This is a genomic window from Candidatus Melainabacteria bacterium (assembly GCA_003963305.1).
In the GTDB taxonomy this organism is placed as follows: domain Bacteria; phylum Cyanobacteriota; class Vampirovibrionia; order Obscuribacterales; family Obscuribacteraceae; genus PALSA-1081.
This window is the reverse complement of sequence record RXJR01000011.1, coordinates 74652-94583: the sequence shown is the minus strand read 5'-3', so window position 1 is coordinate 94583 and position 19932 is coordinate 74652. Positions and strand designations below refer to the sequence as shown.

The 19932-nt window shown below is 51.6% G+C and carries 16 protein-coding genes and 1 pseudogene; 2 read left to right on the top strand and 15 right to left on the bottom strand.

All coding sequences use genetic code 11. The features are described 5' to 3' along the window. Window positions 1–42: 42 nt before the first annotated feature. On the top strand, window positions 43–657 hold the full coding sequence (locus EKK48_13870) for an NADPH-dependent oxidoreductase (protein ID RTL41447.1): 615 nt from the start codon (window positions 43–45) through the stop codon (window positions 655–657). A 187-nt stretch (window positions 658–844) separates the two neighbouring features. On the opposite strand, the gene EKK48_13865 is transcribed toward EKK48_13870, so the two are convergent. The 5 genes from EKK48_13865 to EKK48_13845 form a co-directional block, all read right to left on the bottom strand. Next, window positions 845–3157, bottom strand: coding sequence for an FHA domain-containing protein (locus tag EKK48_13865; GenBank protein RTL41446.1), 2313 nt, complete (start codon window positions 3155–3157; stop codon window positions 845–847). A gap of 409 nt (window positions 3158–3566) precedes the next feature. Then, window positions 3567–4376 (bottom strand): DUF1573 domain-containing protein, encoded by an 810-nt coding sequence (locus EKK48_13860; protein ID RTL41445.1) that lies wholly within the window; start codon window positions 4374–4376, stop codon window positions 3567–3569. Continuing rightward, window positions 4342–4674, bottom strand: a complete 333-nt coding sequence (locus EKK48_13855; protein RTL41444.1) for a DUF190 domain-containing protein — start codon at window positions 4672–4674, stop codon at window positions 4342–4344. Before EKK48_13855 ends, EKK48_13860 begins: the two co-directional genes overlap by 35 nt. 31 nt (window positions 4675–4705) lie before the next feature. Continuing rightward, window positions 4706–5098: a fluoride efflux transporter CrcB gene (gene crcB, locus EKK48_13850; GenBank protein RTL41443.1), complete on the bottom strand. Its 393-nt coding sequence runs from the start codon at window positions 5096–5098 to the stop codon at window positions 4706–4708. 102 nt (window positions 5099–5200) lie between these two features. After that, window positions 5201–5881, bottom strand: a complete 681-nt coding sequence (locus EKK48_13845; GenBank protein ID RTL41442.1) for a phosphoribosyltransferase — start codon at window positions 5879–5881, stop codon at window positions 5201–5203. A gap of 365 nt (window positions 5882–6246) precedes the next feature. Here EKK48_13845 and EKK48_13840 point away from each other — a divergent pair, with 365 nt between their 5' ends. After that, on the top strand, window positions 6247–6705 hold the full coding sequence (locus EKK48_13840; protein ID RTL41441.1) for a hypothetical protein: 459 nt from the start codon (window positions 6247–6249) through the stop codon (window positions 6703–6705). Between the two features lie 183 nt (window positions 6706–6888). Here the strand turns inward: EKK48_13840 and EKK48_13835 are convergent, their stop codons facing one another. The 10 genes and pseudogenes from EKK48_13835 to purF all read right to left on the bottom strand — a co-directional run bounded on the left by EKK48_13835 (window position 6889) and on the right by purF (window position 19907). Beyond that, on the bottom strand, window positions 6889–8079 hold the full coding sequence (locus EKK48_13835) for an ATP-grasp domain-containing protein (protein RTL41440.1): 1191 nt from the start codon (window positions 8077–8079) through the stop codon (window positions 6889–6891). Next, the gene (purE, locus tag EKK48_13830) at window positions 8076–8597 is read right to left on the bottom strand and encodes a 5-(carboxyamino)imidazole ribonucleotide mutase (protein RTL41439.1); all 522 of its coding nucleotides are present in this window, start codon (window positions 8595–8597) and stop codon (window positions 8076–8078) included. The genes EKK48_13835 and purE overlap by 4 nt, the downstream gene beginning before the upstream one ends. A 139-nt stretch (window positions 8598–8736) precedes the next feature. Beyond that, the gene (gene purH, locus EKK48_13825; GenBank protein ID RTL41438.1) at window positions 8737–10341 is read right to left on the bottom strand and encodes a bifunctional phosphoribosylaminoimidazolecarboxamide formyltransferase/IMP cyclohydrolase PurH; all 1605 of its coding nucleotides are present in this window, start codon (window positions 10339–10341) and stop codon (window positions 8737–8739) included. A gap of 18 nt (window positions 10342–10359) precedes the next feature. Then, window positions 10360–11475: a phosphoribosylformylglycinamidine cyclo-ligase gene (gene purM, locus EKK48_13820; GenBank protein ID RTL41437.1), complete on the bottom strand. Its 1116-nt coding sequence runs from the start codon at window positions 11473–11475 to the stop codon at window positions 10360–10362. Further along, window positions 11367–12170, bottom strand: a complete 804-nt coding sequence (locus EKK48_13815) for a phosphoribosylformylglycinamidine synthase (protein RTL41436.1) — start codon at window positions 12168–12170, stop codon at window positions 11367–11369. The genes purM and EKK48_13815 overlap by 109 nt, the downstream gene beginning before the upstream one ends. Further along, window positions 12170–15265 (bottom strand): phosphoribosylformylglycinamidine synthase, encoded by a 3096-nt coding sequence (locus EKK48_13810; GenBank protein RTL41435.1) that lies wholly within the window; start codon window positions 15263–15265, stop codon window positions 12170–12172. The genes EKK48_13815 and EKK48_13810 overlap by 1 nt, the downstream gene beginning before the upstream one ends. Further along, window positions 15262–15885: a phosphoribosylglycinamide formyltransferase gene (gene purN / locus EKK48_13805; protein ID RTL41434.1), complete on the bottom strand. Its 624-nt coding sequence runs from the start codon at window positions 15883–15885 to the stop codon at window positions 15262–15264. The genes EKK48_13810 and purN overlap by 4 nt, the downstream gene beginning before the upstream one ends. Further along, on the bottom strand, window positions 15870–17162 hold the full coding sequence (gene purD, locus EKK48_13800) for a phosphoribosylamine--glycine ligase (protein ID RTL41433.1): 1293 nt from the start codon (window positions 17160–17162) through the stop codon (window positions 15870–15872). The genes purN and purD overlap by 16 nt, the downstream gene beginning before the upstream one ends. A gap of 1073 nt (window positions 17163–18235) precedes the next feature. Continuing rightward, window positions 18236–18484, bottom strand: a pseudogene (locus EKK48_13795) (hypothetical protein). Continuing rightward, a complete protein-coding gene (gene purF / locus EKK48_13790; protein ID RTL41432.1) occupies window positions 18441–19907 on the bottom strand; it encodes an amidophosphoribosyltransferase in 1467 nt (488 codons plus the stop codon). Before purF ends, EKK48_13795 begins: the two are co-directional and overlap by 44 nt. Window positions 19908–19932: the final 25 nt, after the last annotated feature.

Genomic DNA, 19932 nt, shown 5'->3' with positions numbered 1-19932 from the left:
TTAAACTACCTGCCTTAAATGAATAGCAAGCGAGGTTGAATCATGGCGTCAATTACCAAAATTTTGGCATTCGCAGGTAGCTCACGGAGCGATTCTTTCAATAAAAAGCTGGTCAAGGTTGCAGCAGAGGGTGCTCGTGGCGCGGGAGCAGAAGTAACCTTCATAGACTTGCGGGATTATCCCATGCCAATCTACGATGGCGACCTGGAAACGCAAGAAGGACTTCCTGAAAATGCTAAGAAGCTCAAGAAAATTTTTCTCGAACATCATGGACTTCTGGTCTCGTCTCCTGAATATAACTCGTCAATTTCAGCGCTGCTAAAAAATGCTATCGATTGGGTGTCCAGACCTGTGCCTGGCGAGAGTCCGCTTGCGTGTTTCGATAAGAAGGTGGTTGGTTTGATGGCGGCTTCGCCTGGTGCCCTTGGTGGTCTGAGGGGACTGGTCACAGTGCGTTCCATCTTCGGCAACATTAAGTGCACTGTTATTCCTGAGCAGGTGGCAGTGGCAAAAGCAAACGAAGCATTTGCTGAAGACGGCACAATGAAAGACGAAAAGCAACAGAGTGCAATCAAGAATATAGGAGCCCAGGTTGCTACAGTCGCCTCGAAGTTGCACGGAACAGAACTGAAGCAACTAACTGAAACCAAGAATTAAGCGACCCGAACCCCATGCAACGCTGAGCCCCGCAGTCCATGGAACGCTGCGCCCGCAGTCCATGGAACGCTGCGCCCCGCAGTCCATGGAACGCTGAGCCCCGCAGTCCATGGAACGCATGCGTCCCGCATGCAGAAGAGGCACCACCAGTGGTGATGCCTCTCAATTACTCTTGGTGCTCTGTCGGCTAAGCGGAAAGCAAAGAACTCAGTTTGTTTGTGCCGGAGCTTTCTTCTTTCTCCGCAGACTCGGCTCCCGGCTCCAGGTTGAAACCAGGCAACCAACCACTGCTGGCTAGAATTGTCGACCGCACTGTATCGGCGCTGCCGTCATGCAATGCGATCTCTTTGTAGACCGCCAGCAACTGCAGCGTCGTCATCAAGCAGACATTCTTCTTCGATGCGTACTCAGCAAGTTCGCTGTTGAAATCTGAAGAACCGAGCGGTGCCGGTGCACTGTCGCCGCTCTTGCAGACGAGCAGAATGCCCTTCGGCTCAACTCCCTGTTCGCACCAGTAGCGCGTCTGCGAGATAGACAGCTGTCCGAGGTGTGTCCGATCGGCTTGGCTTTCTGTCCAGACGATTCGAGCGATGGAAACGTTTTTGTCTTCGCCAGTGTCCAGACGCAGCTCGTGTTTATCTTCTTCGGAGATTTTGACGCGCCATCCCAGCATCGTCAGAACCTTTCCGCAGGCTTCGACCAGTTCTTCACCTTGCGATGTGAGCAGCGTATTACGCAACCCTTTGGTGAGAGCAACTCGGCTTTCCACTTCCTTGATTTTTTGCTGCGCGAGACGAACTTGTTCGTTCAGCTCTGTCAATTCTTTGCTGAGTGAATTAAGCTCAGAAGAGAAGTACTTTTTGCACCATTCTGGTACTGTGCTCGAGCCCGCTTCTTTAACTATACTCATACCTTTTGCTCCGTTGCTGGTCTGTGATTCACCGTTTGTTGTTGAGGCTTGTACCCGCGTTTCGTCCTCGTGTTTCGATTCTTCGCGTTCGACCTTATCACCCGATGATTGAAAGTTGAGTTTTAAAGACGACGCAGGTTCTTCTATTTTCTTTTCAGTGTTACTGGAAACTTCGTCGATGATTTCGGCGAATTTATCCAGTGTGGATGGAGTAGAGGCAGATGCAGAAGCCAATTCTGGCTCGACTGTTTCTGCTTTTTCATGCAATGGTTCGAAGTCTTGAGCTGCTTTTGTTTCGTCCGCGGCTTTGACTTCCTCTGCTTTGACGTCCTCGGATCTGACGTCTTCGGCTTTGACTTCTTCTGATTTCGATTGCTCTTCAGTGGTCGTGGTCGAGGCGATAATCGGCTCTTGCTCTTTCTCCGCAGGAGCGGCGTCGACTTTTACTTCTTCCGCTTGCTCTTGCTTATTAGCTTCCAGCTCTTTCGATTCTGCCTTCACGTCCGACTTCTCATCAGCTGCACTGCTGGAAATTTCTGCAGTCTTCTCATCACTAGCGGCGCCCTCTTCGCGAGCAGCACTGATCGCGCTGGCCACTTTGTTCAGTGGGTCGAACAGATCGTTGATTCCGTAAGTGTAATCGCCGAAAGATTTTTGTTGACCGTAGGCGTCGTCGAACTCCGTAAATTTCTTCTCGTCGGCTGCCACCACATCTGGGGTCGTATCTGTTTTTTCTGAAGCTGCTTTTTCTGCAGCTTTTTCTGCTGCTGTGTCTTCTGTCTTGGCAGTTTCAGATTTGCTCGCATCGCTTTTTGCTTCGGCCGAGATTTCAGCTTTATCGTCTGCCTTGGCCGCTAGCTCAGCTTTCTGAGATTCCGCTGCCTTACTTACGGCATTGTTCAGCTCTTTCTGTTGCAACGGGTCAAGCAGCATCGCGACCGTGATTTCGCCTTTATCCGAGGATGTTTTCGGCGATTCGCCTTTTGCACTGATAGTTACATTTGCGGCATCGGGGAGATTCATCTCTCTTGTGCCTTGCTGGTTGGAAGGCTCAGGCAACTCGAATTCCAGCTCTTGTTGCTCTGCGTCAGCATTCGCCATGGCTGCAACGTCAACCGGCGCAAACTTTTCGGGTGCGCTGGCAGGAACAACTTGCTCGATAACGAACCAGAAAAGGGACACGCCTACTTTGAGCACGTCACCATCGTGAATCGGTTCGGGCACGGTGATCTGATTGCCGTTGAGGAAAGTGCCGTGTCGGCTCTTTCCGTCTTGCACCATGTATTGACCGTTCTCTTTAGTAATTACGAAGTGGAATCGAGAAATTGACTGGTCGCCGGAGATAACGATGTCATTTAGATCATCACGCCCGACTTTGCATCGCGGCGCTGTAATAGGAATCTTTCGATTCGACACAAGATCTACGAGATATGCCGTAGCGTGAGCATCACCGGGCTCCTCATCACTCTTCAGTCGAAGACCTTCACCAGCCATCAGACCACCCATGTCGAGGTCGGTGACCGTGCACTGAGTGCAGACGACGCCATCGTAGGGCTTTTTACATACTGGACACGTGCTTTCCATGGTCATGCTCTGTCGTTCTAGTCCGGATCTACCATCCGTGGGAGGATCAGGTTCGCAGATTTGTCGCCGCGCCAACCATACACTCTCCTAAAATGTTCCACGGGCCGTCGATTATAAACCCTTGAAAGGGGCAAGACCTTGCATTTTTCATTATCAGACTTAGCTCGTTCGCTTATTTCGCACTCTGAAGTACTGCTCGACAACGCCCTGAAGGCAACGAAGATCAGACTTTTGGCTTGTCAGCATTACCTGCTCTTCAAGTCACACTTTGGCGGCGACTTTTCGCTTCGTCCGGAATGAGATCTATCGACGACATATACCAAATCTCTTGACGACCGGCTGTGAGTTTTAATGCTCAGGTGCATTTTTATGCACTAGTGAGGAAGCGGAATTGTCGTGCCTTTTGCTCAAGTTTCTATTTCTTGTTGCGTTTTGCCGAAAGTTCTTTCAAATAGGTCAGCAAAGAATCAATCTGTTTCTGCGCTAGCGGACCGCCTGACTCTCCGCCGAAACCGGGCATGGCATTTGTGCGTTTGCTGCCGTGTACGAGAACATCCTTCATGTGGTTGTAATAAGTCGCGTTGTCGTATGGACCGATGAGGGGCGGTCCGCTCTCACCTTCCGCTTTTGGACCGTGACACATGGCGCAATCCGCCACGTAAAGGTCGATGCCAAACGCTCCGACACCACGAGCAACATGGCAAGACGTGCAGTTCTCATCCGTTAGAATCTTGGCTTTGGCGCTCTCGGTCAAACCTTTGTGTTGATTGCGGACGAACATCTTCAGCGCTATTTCGACAATTGGTCTTTTGGGGTCGTTGGAAGAAACGTTCACTGTTTTAGTGACTGCATTTTGTTTCATCGAAGTGTCAACTGTAATGAATAGGTCGGCAGTTTCTCCTGGTTCCAGATTTTTTTTGGAAAGCTTTGGCACCGTGCAGCCGCAAGAGGCGTAGGCGTCGACAATCTTGAGCAGACTGTTGCCTTTATTCATCACTTTGAATGTGTGATTTATTCTCGCTCCTTCATCAACGGTGCCGAAGTCGAATGTTTGCGCATCGAATTGAATGTTTGAAGTGCCGGTTTGATCTGCAAAGGCTCCGAAGTGTGGCAAAAGAACAAGCACGGAGAGTAGAAGCGCTCCGGCAATGGCAAGGAACTGCACTTTGCGAAGTGAAACTCTTCCGAACCTATTTCTTCGACAGTTTGATTGTTTCAACTTCATCAATTGCGATAAATCCTTCCTCAATCATTCCTTCCAGAATTGGAAGTATCTCAGCTACCTTTTCAGGTGTTTCAATAAACATGACTATATCGGGCAAACTGACAGCAAGGTCAACAATTGTGTTTGTGTGAATCTGCTTGTGTGCACCGAAACCGGCGGAACCCTTCAGCACAGTTGCACCAGCGCACCCCTCTTTCTTCAACCGCTCAAGAAGCGCGGCCGCCAGATTTGCGCGTTGGAACTTGTCGGTTTCATCAACAAAAATCATCACACGTTTCATTACTGAGCTAGTTCGCATAATACCTCGATAAGTTGATGCACACCCGTCATTACACCACTCGACCAAGTAGATATCCGAGAAAAACAGCAATGAAACCCAGCAGCAGATTGGCGCCGATGTTCGCCAGTGCTAGTGTGGTATCGCCCTTTTGATACAAGCTGAGTGTTTCCCACGCGAAAGCGCTGAACGTCGTGAAGCCACCAGAGAATCCCGTTGTAAGAAGCAATCGAACGTTCGGATCGACGGCTCCGGGTTTCGCTATCGAGAAGCTAAAGACGAATCCGAGAAAGGCGCTGCCGACGATGTTTACGAACAAGGTGGCCCATGGAAACGTGGTGCCGAACCAATTTGCAAACAGTTGCCCACTCCAAAATCGTGCAATTGAGCCAACACTGCCACCCAGGGCGACGGCTAATGTGTTGATCAAAAGTGCTTGATTCATTCGAGGAATTCCTGTTCGTTGACAATACAGTATCACTTTTCCGGATCGTGTCGGTTAAACCGGCAAATCCGGTAACACAGACCACCTGCACGTGATCGTAAATTAGCGATTTGATGGGTCCGGCTGTGGTTTCGCATATGGTGCCGTGATGTCCGCACCAGCTAAAAGCTGCGCAACTTCGGCGTCGCTTGTTTGATCGAAATCTTTGTACCATTGCCCCACTCCTCTGAATGGAGACGGAGTCTGAGTACAGTAGATACCGTCAACTTCGCGGAGGAACTCTGATTTGGTCTCGGCTTCGGCGACAGGGACAGCCACATACACTTTCGCTGGTTTCAATGTCTTCACAGCACGCATGGCTGCTCGCATGCTGGCTCCTGTCGCCAAGCCATCATCGACAAGAATCACCTGCATTCCGTTCAGCTGGTGCGGGCTTTTTCCAGCTCGATAGAGCCGTTCCCGACGCTCTAGTTCCAACTGCTCATGCGCCGCTACCTCGTCAATCGTGGATTGCGTGATCCGAAGGGTTTTGACGATTCCATCGTTGATAACCCGAGCACCACCGCTCGCAATGGCACCCATGGCTAGCTCTTCTTGCCCCGGCACTCCCAATTTGCGAACGATGAAAACATCAAGCGGGGCGTTGAGCCGTTTAGCGATTTCAGCGGCAACCGGCACTCCACCACGAGGAAGCGCCAGTACTACTAAGTCGGAGCGGTTCGCGAACTCACTCAATAAATCCGCCAGTAGTTTTCCTGCCTCTTTTCTATCTTCGTAGATCAACTTGCCGCTCCTCGACTGCCAAGTCCATTATCGAGCTTTAGATGAGGTTTTAGTTGCAAAGTTGCCGAATATTGATGAGAAGTCAAGTTGATTCGCGGATTCAGAGAATCTGTTTTTGAAAATGGCACGGTCTTTACCTTTCAAACAATTCCCAGTTTCACGATGCAGAAACTGTTTTGGCCGTCATCAGGTGTCCACAACAGACGTATGTATGCGCCGCGGTGTTCTTCCGAATATACGGGAGTTGTGGCGCACGGTTGACTTGCCAATAAGCAGTGCAGTCAGGTGCTTTGAATATATCTGATGGACCGGCTAAACTAGTAAACCTGTCCCACGGAATTCTTAGACACGGGTGGACCTTAAAGATGACTGAAGCTGAAGGCACGGCGATTACTACAGAGCAGTTCTTGGAATTCTTGAAGAAGCTGCCATGGTGCAGACAGGGAACGAACGTACTTGTTGCAGTTGACAAGGCGACGCCCGAAATTATCGACATGTTCAAAGACCATGAGTTGAAGGTGTTTCCGACAGCGATGACAATCAAAATGAACAAGTCGATGCTGAAGGAATTTCATGAGAAATACGCTGACGGTATGCCACTGCCTGTAGTGGTGGTGTGGAAGCCTGAAGGTGTGTACATCTGGTATCGTCGTCATAAGAGCGCAGACTTCCCGTATGACGGTTGGACGAACACAGAAGCAGCTGCTTATGAGCGCGAGCGTGTCTTCATTCCGGCAGAAGAATTTGGTTCTACCTTTGCGCCCAGTCACGCCGATGCGTGCGGCAAGTCTAAAGAGTGCCCGACGATTATTCCTCCTCACTAGAGATGGGAAGGATTATTCAACCCTTTTGAAAGCCCGCGGGACGCGGGCGCTCCATAACACGTGCCCGCGGGACGCGGGCGGTCCATAACACGTGCCCGCGGGACGCGGGCGGTCCATTACACGTGCCCGCGGGACGCGGGCGCTCCATTACGCGAAGCCCGCGGGACGCGGGCGGTCCATTAGTTAGGGAGTGAGCAGGCTTTCGCGAAAGGCGCGAGCTGCGCTTAGAGCCGCATCGGCGTTTTCGGCGTACGTGACAAAGTGTCCCATCTTTCGACCGGCGCGAGCTTCGTGCTTTCCGTACAAGACTAGATCGATCACTTGCGGATGCCTGGCCAGGGCGCTCACATCCAGTTCTTTCCGTCCTTGCGCCAGCCATACGTCACCAAGCAAATTGCCCATGCAAAAACTTCCGGGGGCAATGATTTTTGGCTCGGATAGCGGAATATCGAGCATCACTCGTGCTAGCGCGTCGAATTGACTGAGTGTGCACGCAATTCTTGTCACGTGCCCTGAGTTGTGCGGGCGAGGAGCAAACTCGTTCATGTAGATTTGCCAGTCGCCACATTCGGCTCCATTGCCGTGTCTGGCTCGCGTCTTCGTGATAAAAAACTCGCTTGTGAGCAATCCGTAGACACCAAGTTTGCGGGCGGCGTCGAGGGCGATTTCACGTACTTTTGATTCCACAGCAGCAGGAACGCGCGCGGGAAAAATCGTGAAGTCTAGAATGTGATTCCTGTGCATGTTCTCAAAAACAGGAAATACTATCTCTTCTCCCTGAGGCGAACGTGCCACGATACAACTGACCTCGAGCTCGATTGAAAGAGCTTCTTCAAGCACGCCGCGGTAGTTGCCTTTATGTGATTCAAGGGCTTCGAGGGCATTGTTCAAGTCTGTTTCGTTGGCAAGAAAAAATTGTCCCTTGCCGTCGTAGCCGCCTCTGCTGCTCTTCAAGATGGAGGGAAAGCCAAACTCCGCAACTGTCTTAGCCAGTGTGTCTAAATTAGTGATTGAGCGAAATGAGGCATGAGGCAAACTGTGCTCACGCAGAAACTCTTTCTCGCGAATTCTGTCTTGGGTTGTATACAAGACACTGACGGATGGATGAATCGGTTTTACTTTTTCGAACTGATAAAGTTCCGTGCTTTCCACGTTTTCAAATTCATAAGTGGCGGCATCTACACTGTTGAAAAATTCTCCCAGCGCCTCTATATCTGTCCACTGCTTGTTGAAATAGTGTCCGGCGGAGACCTGTCTGCTTGCCGGAGCCAGAGCGTCCGGGTCATAGATGGAGACTCTGCCGCCGTGTCGATAAATGCTCTCGGTGAGCAACATGCCCAGCTGCCCACCTCCCAGCACTCCGATATGCTTCATTTGAAATCAGCGCCTTTCGTTAGTTTGGCTTGAACTTTGGAGTTGCCTGCAAGAGCGGCATCCGCCCTTTGTTTTCGATAGACTTCCAATTTTCCGCTCAGCACTTTATCTTCCACGGCCAGTAGTTGCACTGCGAACAGTGCGGCATTGGTGGCACCGCTGGTGCCGATGGCAAATGTCGCGGTGGGAATTCCGGCCGGCATCTGAACGATGGAAAGCAAGCTGTCGAGCCCATTTAGTGCTTTGGATTGGATAGGCACTCCGAGCACCGGCAGCGTGGTCAGCGCCGAGACCATACCGGGCAGGTGTGCGGCGCCTCCGGCAGCGGCAATGATAACTTTCAGCCCGCGTGAGACTGCGCTGGTTGCGTATTCGTACATGACGTGCGGAGTTCTGTGGGCGCTCGTAACAGATATCTCATACGGCACGGAAAAGTTTGTCAGAACCTCCTCGGCAAATTGCAGCGTCTCGTAGTCAGATTCGCTGCCCATTATGATGCCGACGACTGGTTTACTCATATTGTGCTCCCGTGGTGAATTGGAAATGCGTGCGCATTTGTGTGAAGCTGGAAAAAGCGTGAATCAGCTCCTGATTCACGCTTGCAACGCCGTTTCCTGCAGATTTCAATGCTCGAAACAACGCCGTCTCCTGCCAGCTTTAGTGCTTGAAGCAGCGCTGTCCGGTGAAGAGCATCGTGATTCCAGCCTCTTCGCAGGCGGCAATGACGTCTTTGTCTTTGACACTTCCACCAGGCTGAACAATGACGCTGATGCCGGCTTTCGCTGCCGCTTCGATGTTGTCCGTAGCAGGGAAGAAGGCATCGCTAGCCATGATCGCTCCCTTCGCCTTGTCTCCTGCTTGTGTGAGCGCAATGTTGACGCTGGCGATGCGGCTGGTTTGACCGATGCCGAAACCGAGCGACTGACCGTCTTTCACAACGAAGATGGCATTGCTGGTTAAATGCTTAACCACTGCCCAGGCGAACGCAGCATCAACGATGTGCTCGTTTTGCAGTTTGCCACCACTGACACATTGGAATTGCGCAAGCTGCACCGGCGGCTCTACGTCTTTCTCGATGATCCAGCCGAAATCTTGCAAATCTCTCAAATGCCATGAAGTCGTTTCGGTCGGTAATAGAAGGGCTGAGCGCAACTTCAGAACGCGAACATTTTTCTTGGCTTTGAATACTTTGAGCGCTTCGTCGTCGAAATCAGGAGCGGCTACGATCTCTACAAATCCCTCAGTAATCTTTTCTGCCAACTCTTTGGTCACTGTTTCGGTGAAACCGAATATGCCACCAAATGCAGCCATTGGATCTGTTTCGTAAGCTTTGTTGTAGGCGTCGAGAAGATCCTTGCCTACAGCTACGCCGCAGGGGTTGTTGTGCTTGATGATACAAGCCGCGGGAGAGCCGATATCACGCAGAATTCTGACCAGGCAATAAGTGTCTGTGATGTTGTTTGAGGACAGTTCTTTGCCCTGCAGCTGGGTGAATGGAGGGAAGGCGTCTTTGCTTTCGGTTGTGCCTGAGAAACGACCATCTGAGTACCAGACAGCGGCTTGATGTGGGTTTTCTCCGTAGCGCAGTTGTTGGAACTGGGAGAGTTTGATATCGACCGCTTCCGGCAAATCGCCGCCGGCTCCGGCTGCCACCGCAGAAATAGAGTCGGCTACGCCCTGACTTGATGCGAAGTAGTTGGCGATAGTCGTGTCGTATTCAGAGGTGCGTTTGAAGGCTTGCTGCGCCAGCTGTCGTCTGAATGTGTGGCTCAGGTCGCCCTTCTCGGCCGCCATCTCCTGCAGAATTTCGTCGTATTGCTCAGGGTTGCAGGCGATCGTCACTCGTGAGTAGTTCTTAGCAGCTGCCCTGATCAGGCTGACTCCGCCGATATCGATATGCTCAATCATCTCGGACTCGGTCAGATCTTGTTTCAGTTTCTCTTCGAATGGATAAAGATTGACAATCACCATGTCGATCTCACTGATGCCATGTTCACTTAAGCTGGCACGATCCTCTTTTGATGGTCTGGAAAGAATTCCGGCAAAAACCTTGGGGTGCAGGGTCTTGACTCTGCCGTCGAGAATCTCTGGAAACTTAGTCAACTCTTCCACTGCTTCGCACTTGAACCCTTTTTCTTCCAGAAATTTCGAAGTGCTGCGTGTGCCTATTAGCCTCAGCTCACCGTGTTCTTGAACACCTTTGAGAAACTGTTCCAAGCCTGTCTTATCCCAGACACTGACCAAAATTGTACGCATCGTCATCTCCTGAGTGAGTATTCGTTAGTTCGCAATTGCGAATTTAGTGCCGTTGCATTCGACACTAAGCTTGTCACCTTGATCGGTGACTTGTCCAACCAGCTGTGCTTTAAAGTTGTGTTTCGTAAAGGTTTCTATGACAGGCGCGGCCTGTGATTTATCGACTATGACTGCCAGACCCATGCCCATGTTGAACGTCTTGAACAGTTCTTCTTGAGCAACGTGCTTTCTCAATTCAGCGTAAATAGCAGGCTCAGGCAGCGGGTTGTCGATGCTGAAGCCAACTCCTTCTTTCAGTCTGAAGAGATTGCGCCAGCCACCACCTGTGATGTGAGCCAGTCCTTTCAGTTTGATTTCGGACTTGCCGAACAAATCAACAACCGGTTTTACATAAATCAGTGTTGGTGCCAGAAGTTCTTCCCACTTTGACTTTGGCACGACTTTACGAGCCAGTGAAAAGCCGTTGGAATGAATTCCGCTCGATGCCACTCCGATAATGACGTCGCCGGGGGCAATATCTTTGCCCGTGATCAAGTCTTTCTTATTGACCAGACCCATGGCAAAACCGGCCAGGTCGAAATGTTTGTCTTGATAGAGGTCGGGCACTTCGGCTGTTTCTCCGCCCACAAGCAGCATTCCTGCTTGATCGCAGCCGTCAGCGATGCCTTTGATGATATCGTCTGCGTAAGAGTCTACCAATTTTGAAGTGGCGTAATAATCAAGAAAAGAAACTGGTGGAGCACCAACGCAGATCAGGTCGTTAGCGCACATGGCGACGAGATCGATACCGATTGTGTCCAGTTTGTCCAGCTCAACTGCCAGAAGCAGTTTGGTACCGACACCATCTGTGGTGAGTGCGACTGCTTGCGAGTCTGAGATTGGCACTACAGAAGCGTAACCGCCTGCGCCTGCCCAGAGCTTTTCATGCCCTGGCCGCCGAGAGATTTTCTTCAGGCGTCCGACAAACGCTTCCGCCTTTAATACGTCTACTCCCGCCGCTGCGTATGTGTTTTCCATGTGCTCTCCTTCAATCAGTTCAGCGATGCTGCCGCGTTGGAAAAAATCGCTAAACCATGCGGAATCTCGGCAATCGAGTTGGCGCGTTCGAATCGTTTGATTGCCACCTGGCGGTTTGTCCATGCCGGGTTCTGTGTCCAGCGCACAAACGCTTCAGGGTGCGGCATCAACCCGAGTACATTGCCTGCCGGGTTGGTCAGCGCCGCGATGCGGTCGAAACTGCCGTTCACTTCCTCTGTGTATCGCAACGGTGCCAGCCGCTTCACTGTCAATTCGGTTGATTCGGTCGAACCACCGTCGACAGTCTCCAGAGCCAGTCGACCTTCGCCGTGACGAATCGGCAGCTCTATCTCTCGAAGCGATGTGAAAAACCTGCTGTTTACGTCTGGGAAGACTTGCAGCTTGACCCAGCGATTGATGAACTTCATTTGTGTGTTGCGTACGAGACTGACGATGCGCGGGTCGTTCTCTCCTGAAAAAGGAAGCAGCCCGAGCTGCACCAGAACCTGGAAGCCATTGCAGATTCCCAGAACGAGTTTTCCGTCTTCAATATAGGTGTAGAGCGCATCGCGCAATCTTTCTTTGAGCTTGATGGCCAGGATTTTGCCGCTGGCGATCTCATCACCATACGAGAAGCCGCCCGGTATCACAAGCATCTGCGCTTCTTGAAGCACGGCGGCGTTTTCCAGTAGGTCTGAAACGTGCATGGGTCTGGGTTCGAAGCCAGACAGGTTGAGCGCCCAGCTCGTTTCGGCATCACAATTGATACCATCACCGCATAAAACAATCGCTTCAGGTTTGTGCACGATTTCCCCCACTAATCAAACGGTAAAGCCGTTCGCCAGGCGCGCTCCAGATCTATCAGAGCAACGTCGATGACGGTCTTTTCGCCTTCCCACACGGTCAGTCGAGGCTTGTCCGCGACCACTCCGATCTCATGGCAGTCGAAGTCTTTCCAGAGCTTTTCCCATTCCGATTTTTGTGACGGGTCAACGCTGACCAGCAACTGGGCCGGTCCTTCGGCGAACAATATAGTATCGATGCGGCTCAGCACTTTCTCGGTGCTGAATGGGAACGGAGATGCTGCACCATGCTTCTTCTCGCTTTCAGCAAGATGAGTGAGGTCTATCTTTGCGCCTTTGCCGCCGCCGATTATGCATTCGGAAACCGCTACTGCAAGCCCGCCTTCCGAAAGATCGTGGGCAGAATTGACCAGACCTTTTTCAATTGCTTGATAGAACTGGCGATACATTTTTGCTGCTTTTGTCAGATCTATTTGTGGTATCAAAGCCGACTGCCAGCCGAGCATCTCTTCGTAATGGCTGCCTGCCAGACCTGGCTTACCAGCGCGGAGCAAGTAGATCAGGTCGCCCGGCTGTTTGAAATCCATAGAGACGCACTTGCTCACATCAGGCACACGTGCCATGCCGGAGATGAGCAGTGTGGGCGGAATCGAAAGTCTGACCACACCGTCGTCAAAGTCATTTTTCATGCTGTCCTTACCTGAAATAAGCGGTGCTTTGTATGCACGCACTGCTTCAGCCAGTCCCTGACAGGCTCGTACCAGCATAGCCAGGAGCAATTTACCCTGACTGTTTTTCGGACCGTCGACCGGGTCGGGCCAGCAGAAGTTGTCCAGCAATGTAATCGTTTCTGGGTCGGCTCCGACACAGACCATATTTCTTATCGCTTCGTCAACGGCACAAATCGCCATCAGATGAGCGTCGTGATGGCTGAGCCGCGGGCTCAGACCGTTCGAGACTGCAAGCCCCGTCGATTCGCCATAAATTGGAATGATCACGGCTGCGTCGCAGGGAGCCTGCTGTCTTTCGCCCATCAATGGCTTGATCACGCTCATACCCTGCACTTCATGATCGTACTGGCGAATCACATGCTCTCGGCTCGATATGTTTGGATGCGACAGTAAGCACAGCAGGTATTTGCCCAGGTCGGCTGGCACCGTGCCTGATGTCATCGTGATTTGGGATGGTCGCCACTCCGCTTCCAGTTCGAGTGGTGGCAGCCCGTCGTGCAGAAATTCCAGGTCGAGCAGAGCCACTGGTTGACCGCCTCGGGTCACTTCGAAGTAGCCTTTGTCGTGGAACGTGCCTATTGCAGTTGCTTCGACATGATGTTTTTCCGCCAGTGCTTGCAGTTTCTCAAGCGACGTAGTGGAGAGGGTCATGCGCTCTTGCGACTCGGATACAACCAACTCCCAGTCAGCTAAGCCCGGGTACTTGGTTGGAATTTGGTCGAGCTCGATTGAGGCGCCATTAGTTATTTGCGCCATCTCGCCTACTGAAGAAGAGAGTCCACCGGCGCCGTTGTCGGTTATGCCTGTGATTAATCCCTGATCGCGGGCTTCGATGATGAAGTCGAGCACTCGCTTCTGCGTGAACGGATCACCTATCTGTACCGCTGACATCGGTGAACCTTCATGCAGCGACTCGGAGGAGAAGGTGGCGCCGTGGATGCCGTCTTTGCCGACCCGTCCGCCGACCATGACAATTGTGTCACCGACCTTTGTATGTTTTTCGTAACCACATTGACCGTGTACGTCGAGCGGCAAGACCCCGCCGGTGCCACAGAATACGAGCGGCTTGGCTCGATAACCGGGATGGAAAAAGATTGCCCCGTTCACCGTTGGAATGCCGCTCTTGTTGCCGCCATCTTCTACGCCTTTGCGCACTCCGTCCATGATCGCTTTCGCCGGCAGCAGTTTGGGACGCACGGGCAGGTCGGATGACGGGTAAGCAAAACAGAAGATGTCTGTATTGAATATCGGTTTTGCACCAAGACCGGTGCCGAGAATGTCGCGATTGACGCCGAGAATGCCTGTCAAGGCGCCGCCATAAGGTTCGAGCGCCGACGGCGAATTGTGCGTTTCAACCTTGAAACAAACGGCGAATTCGTCGTTCCACTTCACCACGCCGCTGTTGTCTTTGAAGACCGACAGCAGATCTTTTCGTGATGCCATCAGCTCTTTGGTCGGACCTTGAATGTAGGTTTTGTAGAGGCTCTTCACCACTACTTTGTTGCGGCTGCCTGAGCCGAAATCTATGTGCGAGATGGTGGCGTTGAAGATTTTGTGTTTGCAGTGCTCAGACCATGTTTGAGCGAGAACTTCCAGCTCGACATCAGTAGGGCTGCTCGGCAATCCGCGGCTTGATCTGAGCTTCTGTACTTGTTTCTGGCGGAAATAATTTCTGATCGTGCGCATCTCATGTAGCGTCAACGCCAGCAGCCGATCTTTGCTCAGTTTTTCGAGCCCGGCATCATCAAGTTCCAGATCTACCGGCACTGTAGGCGGTGGCTCCGGCAAGTGCACGTTGGGAAAGTTCAAGAATTCGTCTGCACAATCGGCTGAGAGATCGTGCACCTTAAAGAGGTCAGCCAGTGGGTGATAGATCGTGTAACGGCTCTCTTTCTCCACAGCCTCAACATCGCTATAGATTTTGTGCATCGTCAGTGTTCTGCGTAAGTTAGCCGCGTCATCTGCGCTCATCAATCGGTCGCGGAAGATATATCCAGCTCCAGAAGCAACCATCACCCCGGGAAACTTCTTTAATTCCAGGGCTTCTTGAACTGTGTGAGCCAGGTTGTCGGTAACACCCGGCAGAAACTGCTTCTCCGCCCACCATCTGTAACCGCTCTTGTTCCACTGAGCAACCCAGGCGTTTCTTTCCTCTGGTTTTGCTACCCACAACTCTTCTTGCAGCGGATCGATGAGCACTTCGCGCAGGGCGCTTACCAGCTCGTCTTGCTGGTCTTTGTACGACTCTGGAATACGCACCCAATATTGTGGAAAAGATGAATAGTCAGTTTTAGGAATAACTGACAGGCACCACAACAGGGTCTTGTCGGCTTTCGCTGAACTGTTTGCAGTTTGGGCGGTACCCTGTGTCTGACTCATGTCTCGATTGACTCCCTGACAAAATTGTCTATTTTGATACCGTTGTTGGAAATATCTCTGAGCACGGAAGGATAAAGTGCGTGCTCGACGGCCAGACCGCGAGCCTTGAAAGTTTCGAGCGTGTCTTCCGGCAAGCGCGGAAAAGATTGCTGGGCCAGTATGGCGCCATGATCGACCTGCTCGTCGACCAGATGTACCGTGATGCCGGAGACTTTTACACCGTAGTTGAACGCGTCTTCGTAAGCAGATTTGCCGGGGAACGCGGGCAAGAGCGATGGATGGATATTGATCACCCGGAAGAAACCGCGAGGGTCTCTGAAGTGGTTGAGGAACTTAGGAGAGAGAATACGCATGTAGCCGGCCAGAATGATGTAGTCAAAACTGACTGTCTGGAGAAGCTCTCGCACTTTGTCTTCATGCGCAGTTCGGTTAAGACCGGCATTGGAAATAGCTGCCGTCCTTACTCCATATTCTCTGGCTGTTTCCAGCGCCTTAGCATGCGGGTCGTTTGAAAAGACAAGTTCGACCGATGCGTCTAATTCGCCATTTTTTATGGACTTCAAAATCGCTTCCATGTTTGATCCCCGTCCAGAGACGAAGATTGCTAACTGGATAGACATTGCTTGAAGGCTCTCCTTGCGATGTCTTTGCGATAGTCCATACCATTGAACGAGACTTTTTCCAGCGCGGCATAGCAGGTTTTTGCAGCTGCTTCCATTGTCGGCGCCGTGGCCACTACAGCCAGCACTCTGCCACCGTCTGTAATGACGTGACCGTCGACGAACTTAGTGCCGGCTTGATAAATTACGGTGCCGGGGTGCGGCGCTGTCGTAATTGTTTCCCCTTTGGAAGAAGCGGCCGGATACTTTTCTCCGACTGCCACGACACAGCAACTGCTCTGAGCGATCCATTCCATTTTTATGTTGTTCAGCCCTTCGCAGGTGCAGGCCCAGAGCGCTTCCAGTAAATCTGATTTGAGTCTGGGCATGAGCGCCTGAGTTTCGGGATCGCCGAATCGGGCGTTGAATTCCAGTACTTCCGGTCCGGATTCTGAAACTATGATGCCTGCGTAAAGGACGCCCTTAAATGAGAGTGCTCCTGAGGAAAGTGCCTTCTGCAGCGGTTCGACAATCTTTGTCTTGATTTGAGATTTATGGCGCTCATAGAGCTCGACCGGCGAATATGCCCCCATGCCGCCAGTGTTCGGACCGCTGTCGCCATCAAAGCGACGTTTGTGATCCTGGCAGGGAGCCAACTCTATCAGGGTCTTGCCATCGCATAGCATGAGCAGCGACAACTCTTCACCGACAATTTTTTCTTCCAGTAGTACGGTTTCGCCGGCGGTGCCAAAACTTCTCTTGCCAAAAATTTCTTGCAGTGCGTCTAAAACTTCGCTTTCGTTATCGCAGACGAAGACACCCTTTCCCAGCGCCAGTCCATCGACCTTAACAACCTGAGCCCAGGGGTTTTCGGTGGCAGCTTTCTTTGCTTCTTCATGTGAATTGCAAATGAGATAGCGGGGTGTCGGCAGACCGAGACGATCCATGAATTTCTTGGCGTGAGCTTTGCTCCACTCGAGTTTGGCCTGTTCTCGGGTTGGACCGAAAACACGCAAATTTGCTTTCTCCAGAGCATCGACGATACCGTCGGCAAGCGGATTGTCTGGACCGACTACAACCAGGTCGACTTTGTTTTCCAGGGCGAATTTTTCCAGCCCGGCAAAATCCATGACGCCGATCGGAACGTTTTCACACTTTGCTTCTCCGGCTGTGCCACCATTGCCGGGGGCGCAGAAGATTTTTTCGACGCTTTTGTTTTTGGCAATTTTCCACGCCAGAGCGTGTTCGCGACCGCCGCTGCCTACAACCAGAATTTTAAGTGGGTATTCAGGCAACATGCGATTTAGTTCTTCCTTGCTCCCTGAGCAGCAGATTCAACAGCTGATTTTTTGTCGTCGTGCTGGCAATCTCTGTCGCCAGGCTTGACCGGCATCGATTGCACGTACTGATCCAGCGAGGGATGATCGGCGAATACCGGTTCACCTATAACATGATTGGCGATAACGCCGTAGAGTCTGTCTACGAGGTTTTTGTCCGGCGGTGAAAGTGGCTCAGGCGACGCGCCCAGGTCAACCTTGCAGATGTGTTTCCAACCTTTGTTAGGCAAAATTTTGGCGCGTGCCTGGGCATCTTTGATAGCCGCTTCCCAAACGCTGCCTCGATAGATCTGTCTGATCATCTCTTTTGAGAGGTGGGCGCCTTTGTGAATCAATCGCAGTTCATCCGGACCGATGCTGTCTGCCAGCACCGGCACTCCGTCGGCAAGAATCATCTCGACTTTGCCGTCCCACAGTTCAATTGAACGCTCAGCAAAAATGACGTATAGACCAAGGGCAATATCAGTAGCCAGCTCGATCATGTCTTCGAAAGTCTTGCCGTCTAAATCAGCCATGAGAGCCGCTTCCTGGAAGGAGAGCAGTCGGTCTTTTGGTTCGAGCTTGGTGTAAAGCTCAATGACCGGGTGGGGAAAGAAGGAATTCGGTGCGGGAATCTCTTTCAGACCGAGGGCATGCACGTAACCTGGATCTCTTTCCAGGCGCTCAATCAGTGAGCTGCCGGCTGGCATGCCGAAGCGAAAAACGATTTCCAGTGGAATCAGGCGGCGGTTTGCAGTGACATCGTTGTTGTAAAAGTAGATCGTGCTGCCGTTAATATTGCGAGGTTCCGGTCTGAAGACAGCAGCCTTCAAAACTTCCATGAGAACTGGCTCCGGGCTTGCCGCTGCCGATTTGTAATCGGAAACTGTTGCTCCTGCTTGCGCCAGTGATTTGAAGTGCGTGGGCACTCCTTCCTTTTCTAGCTTCTGAAAAACCGCATGGTTTAAGCGTTCTTTCAGCCAGGTTTGATCAAGGTTCTGCAAGTGCGCAGAAGCAGGCAGCGATTTCCAGAAGTTTTGGTCTGCCAGACGGTTAAAGAAGTAACCGCCCATAAGCGCCAGGGCGCGTCCTTTATGAGCGATCGTGTCAGGCATCTTGCCCCAGTCGAATACCGAGTAATCATCGGTAAACTCGAACCATAGTCTCTCTGATTGGTCGGCTGAACTGTAGACTCGCTTCACCGAGCCTTCGTAGGCTAATTGAAGTGACTCCGGTTTGCTTTGATTCACCTGCTTCTCCTTAGCACGATGAGTGTTTTGCTGGCGTGAGAGCGCGATCGTCATTTCGATCTTGCAGTCTTCTCGTTTCAAATTCACGACCGGAATTTATGTCTGTCGGATAACTGTCAGTCAGGCAACCTGTGCACAGAGACTGCTGTTCGAGGGCGTCCTTGAGACCCTGTACCGTTTGGAAGACTATTCTGTCGCAACCGAGATCAGCAGCAACTTCTGCTTCTGATTTGTTGTGGGCGACCAGCTCGCTTGCGCTGGGGAAGTCGATGCCGTAGTAGCACGGGCTGTTGATAGGTGGGCAGGAGGAGACAAGTGTCACTTCTTTTGCGCCCGCTTGTTTGATCAATCTGACTATCTGCTTGGCCGTGTTTCCTCGCACGATCGAATCATCAACGACAATGCAGCGCTTGTCTTTGAACTCGGCTGCAATCGGGAAGAGTTTGCGACGAATGGCTTCTTGCCGCGATTGTTGACCATCAAGAATAAATGTTCTGTTGATATAGCGGTTTTTGATCAGCAATTCCCTGAAGGGCAGCTTCAAACCTTCGGCCAGTGCTACCGCTGCTACTCGCGAAGTTTCCGGCACAGGCACTACGATATCGGCTTCGATTCCCAGTGACTTGATGCGCTCAGCAAGAATCAGTCCCAGTCTGAAGCGTGCTTCGTAAACCGATTGCTTGCCGAATTCACTTTCTACCCGTGCGAAGTAGACCCACTCAAACATGCATGGGGAGTAGGAATCCGGCTTGATCATGCGGCGAGTTACTTTGCCCGTTGCGGAAATATAGATCGCCTCGCCAGGTTGAATTTCTTCGAGATTTTCATATTCCAAAAAGTTGAGCGCGATTGATTCGCTCGCTATGGCGTAGACTTTATCGCCTTCAACAGTCGTTTTGCAGCCGAATACCAGCGGTCGGATGCCGTTTGGATCTCTGAATCCGAAAATGTCGCCACCGCGTGTCAGGCATACTATTGAATAGCTGCCTACGAGCTTGTCCATTGCCACTTTGATTGCGGCAAAGATTGATTCCGGTTCAACTTTCTTTGTGCCGATACTGTCTGTCAGCAACTTGAGAACGAGCGCGGAGTCGGACTCGAGCGGTACTCGACCGACACTCTTTTTCAAAATTTCTTCGCGCAGCGAATAGAAATTGACGATGTTGCCGTTGTGTCCGAGCCCGATGCCGGTTTCATAATCTAGAAACGGTTGTAATAGGTTTGGATCGTCTCGACCGATGGTTGCGTATCGAGCATGCCCGATCGCTGCAGCGCCAGTCAAATTTTTGAAGGAGCGCTCTGAAAAAACATTCTCAATCAGTCCGCTTCCCTTTTGCAGGTGAAATCCGCCTGATTTCTTGCTGTCAACCGACAGTATCCCGGCGCCGTCTTGCCCACGATGTTGAAGATTCATCAGACCGGCGAATGTCTCTAGCGCTGAGTTAGTACTCCCCGCGACGGCAATTAGTCCGCACATCTCGCTGATCACCCCAAAATGGATA